Raw genomic sequence first — 4,899 nt, 5'->3', positions numbered from 1 at the left:
TAGTAACTGAACAATAAAAAACAATAAATCTGTCAGTGACAGAATGAGTTTAAGACAAACAATTATTTTAATGAGAGTTTGATCCTGGCTCAGGATGAACGCTGGCGGCGTGCCTAATACATGCAAGTAGAACGCTGAAGCTTGGTGCTTGCACCGAGCGGATGAGTTGCGAACGGGTGAGTAACGCGTAGGTAACCTGCCTCTTAGCGGGGGATAACTATTGGAAACGATAGCTAATACCGCATAAAAGTCGATATCGCATGATGTTGATTTGAAAGGTGCAATTGCATCACTAAGAGATGGACCTGCGTTGTATTAGCTAGTTGGTGAGGTAACGGCTCACCAAGGCGACGATACATAGCCGACCTGAGAGGGTGATCGGCCACACTGGGACTGAGACACGGCCCAGACTCCTACGGGAGGCAGCAGTAGGGAATCTTCGGCAATGGGGGCAACCCTGACCGAGCAACGCCGCGTGAGTGAAGAAGGTTTTCGGATCGTAAAGCTCTGTTGTAAGAGAAGAACGAGTGTGAGAGTGGAAAGTTCACACTGTGACGGTAACTTACCAGAAAGGGACGGCTAACTACGTGCCAGCAGCCGCGGTAATACGTAGGTCCCGAGCGTTATCCGGATTTATTGGGCGTAAAGCGAGCGCAGGCGGTTAGATAAGTCTGAAGTTAAAGGCTGTGGCTTAACCATAGTACGCTTTGGAAACTGTTTAACTTGAGTGCAGAAGGGGAGAGTGGAATTCCATGTGTAGCGGTGAAATGCGTAGATATATGGAGGAACACCGGTGGCGAAAGCGGCTCTCTGGTCTGTAACTGACGCTGAGGCTCGAAAGCGTGGGGAGCAAACAGGATTAGATACCCTGGTAGTCCACGCCGTAAACGATGAGTGCTAGGTGTTGGGTCCTTTCCGGGACTCAGTGCCGCAGCTAACGCATTAAGCACTCCGCCTGGGGAGTACGACCGCAAGGTTGAAACTCAAAGGAATTGACGGGGGCCCGCACAAGCGGTGGAGCATGTGGTTTAATTCGAAGCAACGCGAAGAACCTTACCAGGTCTTGACATCCCTCTGACCGCTCTAGAGATAGAGTTTTCCTTCGGGACAGAGGTGACAGGTGGTGCATGGTTGTCGTCAGCTCGTGTCGTGAGATGTTGGGTTAAGTCCCGCAACGAGCGCAACCCCTATTGTTAGTTGCCATCATTCAGTTGGGCACTCTAGCGAGACTGCCGGTAATAAACCGGAGGAAGGTGGGGATGACGTCAAATCATCATGCCCCTTATGACCTGGGCTACACACGTGCTACAATGGCTGGTACAACGAGTCGCGAGTCGGTGACGGCAAGCTAATCTCTTAAAGCCAGTCTCAGTTCGGATTGTAGGCTGCAACTCGCCTACATGAAGTCGGAATCGCTAGTAATCGCGGATCAGCACGCCGCGGTGAATACGTTCCCGGGCCTTGTACACACCGCCCGTCACACCACGAGAGTTTGTAACACCCGAAGTCGGTGAGGTAACCATTTGGAGCCAGCCGCCTAAGGTGGGATAGATGATTGGGGTGAAGTCGTAACAAGGTAGCCGTATCGGAAGGTGCGGCTGGATCACCTCCTTTCTAAGGAAATGGAAACCTGTACGTTGGTCTTGTTTAGTTTTGAGAGGTCTTGTGGGGCCTTAGCTCAGCTGGGAGAGCGCCTGCTTTGCACGCAGGAGGTCAGCGGTTCGATCCCGCTAGGCTCCATTAACACTGTAAGGGTGTTAAGATTGAACATTGAAAATTGAATATCTATATCAAATAGTAACAAGAAAATAAACCGAAACGCTGTAAATATTTAAAGAGTTTAGGTCGTAAGACCAAAAATAAGGTTAAGTTAATAAGGGCGCACGGTGGATGCCTTGGCACTAGAAGCCGAAGAAGGACGTGACAAACGACGAAATGCTTTGGGGAGCTGTAAGTAAGCGACGATCCAGAGATGTCCGAATGGGGGAACCCACTAGCTAATGGCTAGTACTCCTATCTGTTAAGGATAGGTAGAGGAAGACGCAGTGAACTGAAACATCTAAGTAGCTGCAGGAAGAGAAAGCAAAAGCGATTGCCTGAGTAGCGGCGAGCGAAACGGCAGGAGGGCAAACCGAAGAGTTTACTCTTCGGGGTTGTAGGACTGCAATGTGGACTTAAAGATTATAGAAGAATGACATGGGAAGGTCAGCCAAAGAGAGTAAGAGCCTCGTATTCGAAATAGTCTTTATACCTAGCAGTATCCTGAGTACGGCGGGACACGAGAAATCCCGTCGGAATCTGGGAGGACCATCTCCCAACCCTAAATACTCTCTAGTGACCGATAGTGAACCAGTACCGTGAGGGAAAGGTGAAAAGCACCCCGGGAGGGGAGTGAAATAGAACCTGAAACCGTGTGCCTACAACAAGTTCGAGCCCGTTAATGGGTGAGAGCGTGCCTTTTGTAGAATGAACCGGCGAGTTACGATATGATGCGAGGTTAAGTTGAAGAGACGGAGCCGTAGGGAAACCGAGTCTGAATAGGGCGGATTAGTATTATGTCGTAGACCCGAAACCATGTGACCTACCCATGAGCAGGTTGAAGGTGAGGTAAAACTCACTGGAGGACCGAACCAGGGCACGTTGAAAAGTGCTTGGATGACTTGTGGGTAGCGGAGAAATTCCAAACGAACTTGGAGATAGCTGGTTCTCTCCGAAATAGCTTTAGGGCTAGCGTCGACATTAAGATTCTTGGAGGTAGAGCACTGTTTGGGTGAGGGGTCCATCCCGGATTACCAATCTCAGATAAACTCCGAATGCCAATGAATTATGGTCGGCAGTCAGACTGCGAGTGCTAAGATCCGTAGTCGAAAGGGAAACAGCCCAGACCACCAGCTAAGGTCCCAAAATAATTGTTAAGTGGAAAAGGATGTGGGGTTGCACAGACAACTAGGATGTTAGCTTAGAAGCAGCTATTCATTCAAAGAGTGCGTAATAGCTCACTAGTCGAGTGACCCTGCGCCGAAAATGTACCGGGGCTAAAACAATTTACCGAAGCTGTGGATACCTTTATAGGTATGGTAGGAGAGCGTTCTATGTGTGGAGAAGGTGTACCGTGAGGAGCGCTGGAACGCATAGAAGTGAGAATGCCGGTATGAGTAGCGAAAGACAGGTGAGAATCCTGTCCACCGTAAGACTAAGGTTTCCAGGGGAAGGCTCGTCCGCCCTGGGTTAGTCGGGACCTAAGGAGAGACCGAAAGGTGTATCCGATGGACAACAGGTTGATATTCCTGTACTAGAGTATGTAGTGAAGGAGGGACGCAGTAGGCTAACTAAAGCGTGCGACTGGAAGTGCACGTCTAAGCAGTGAGGTGTGAATTGAGTTAAATGCTTAATTCTATAACATTGAGCTGTGATGGGGAGCGAAGTTTAGTAGCGAAGTTAGTGACGTCACACTGCCAAGAAAAGCTTCTAGCGTTAATCATACTCTACCCGTACCGCAAACCGACACAGGTAGTCGAGGCGAGTAGCCTCAGGTGAGCGAGAGAACTCTCGTTAAGGAACTCGGCAAAATGACCCCGTAACTTCGGGAGAAGGGGTGCTGGCTTTCAGTCAGCCGCAGTGAATAGGCCCAAGCAACTGTTTATCAAAAACACAGCTCTCTGCTAAATCGTAAGATGATGTATAGGGGGTGACGCCTGCCCGGTGCTGGAAGGTTAAGAGGAGTGCTTAGCGTAAGCGAAGGTATGAATTGAAGCCCCAGTAAACGGCGGCCGTAACTATAACGGTCCTAAGGTAGCGAAATTCCTTGTCGGGTAAGTTCCGACCCGCACGAAAGGCGTAATGATTTGGGCACTGTCTCAACGAGAGACTCGGTGAAATTTTAGTACCTGTGAAGATGCAGGTTACCCGCGACAGGACGGAAAGACCCCATGGAGCTTTACTGCAGTTTGATATTGAGTGTCTGTGCCACATGTACAGGATAGGTAGGAGCCATTGATATCGGGACGCCAGTTTCGATGGAGGCGTTGTTGGGATACTACCCTTGTGTTATGGCCACTCTAACCCGGTAGGTTCATCATCTACGGAGACAGTGTCTGACGGGCAGTTTGACTGGGGCGGTCGCCTCCTAAAAGGTAACGGAGGCGCCCAAAGGTTCCCTCAGAATGGTTGGAAATCATTCGCAGAGTGTAAAGGTATAAGGGAGCTTGACTGCGAGAGCTACAACTCGAGCAGGGACGAAAGTCGGGCTTAGTGATCCGGTGGTTCCGTATGGAAGGGCCATCGCTCAACGGATAAAAGCTACCCTGGGGATAACAGGCTTATCTCCCCCAAGAGTTCACATCGACGGGGAGGTTTGGCACCTCGATGTCGGCTCGTCGCATCCTGGGGCTGTAGTCGGTCCCAAGGGTTGGGCTGTTCGCCCATTAAAGCGGCACGCGAGCTGGGTTCAGAACGTCGTGAGACAGTTCGGTCCCTATCCGTCGCGGGCGTAGGAAATTTGAGAGGATCTGCTCCTAGTACGAGAGGACCAGAGTGGACTTACCGCTGGTGTACCAGTTGTCTCGCCAGAGGCATCGCTGGGTAGCTATGTAGGGAAGGGATAAACGCTGAAAGCATCTAAGTGTGAAACCCACCTCAAGATGAGATTTCCCATGATTTTATATCAGTAAGAGCCCTGAGAGAAGATCAGGTAGATAGGTTAGGAGTGGAAGTTGTGTGAGCAATGGAGCGGACTAATACTAATAGCTCGAGGACTTATCCAAAGAGTCAAAAGATATTGACAACGTAAGGTTAACTTGTTAGAATATAGATGTTCAATTTTGAATGTTTAATCATTCAGAGTTAAGTGACGATAGCCTAGGAGATACACCTGTACCCATGCCGAACACAGCAGTTAAG

General features: G+C 49.8%; 1 tRNA gene and 2 rRNA genes. All 3 read left to right on the top strand.

The window, feature by feature from the left end:
• Positions 1-66 precede the first annotated feature (66 nt).
• Positions 67-1,614 (top strand): 16S ribosomal RNA (locus PCY11_RS10975).
• Positions 1,615-1,667: 53 nt separating this feature from the next.
• Positions 1,668-1,740: transfer RNA gene (locus PCY11_RS10970), tRNA-Ala, on the top strand.
• A 123-nt stretch (positions 1,741-1,863) separates the two neighbouring features.
• Positions 1,864-4,763, top strand: a 23S ribosomal RNA gene (locus PCY11_RS10965).
• Together the 16S and 23S rRNA genes with 1 tRNA gene alongside form the textbook arrangement of a ribosomal RNA operon.
• The last annotated feature ends 136 nt before the right edge of the window (positions 4,764-4,899 follow it).

Source organism: Streptococcus sp. SP8, from assembly GCF_030440045.1.
GTDB lineage: Bacteria > Bacillota > Bacilli > Lactobacillales > Streptococcaceae > Streptococcus > Streptococcus parasanguinis_I.
This window is presented reverse-complemented; position numbering and strand designations above follow the sequence as displayed.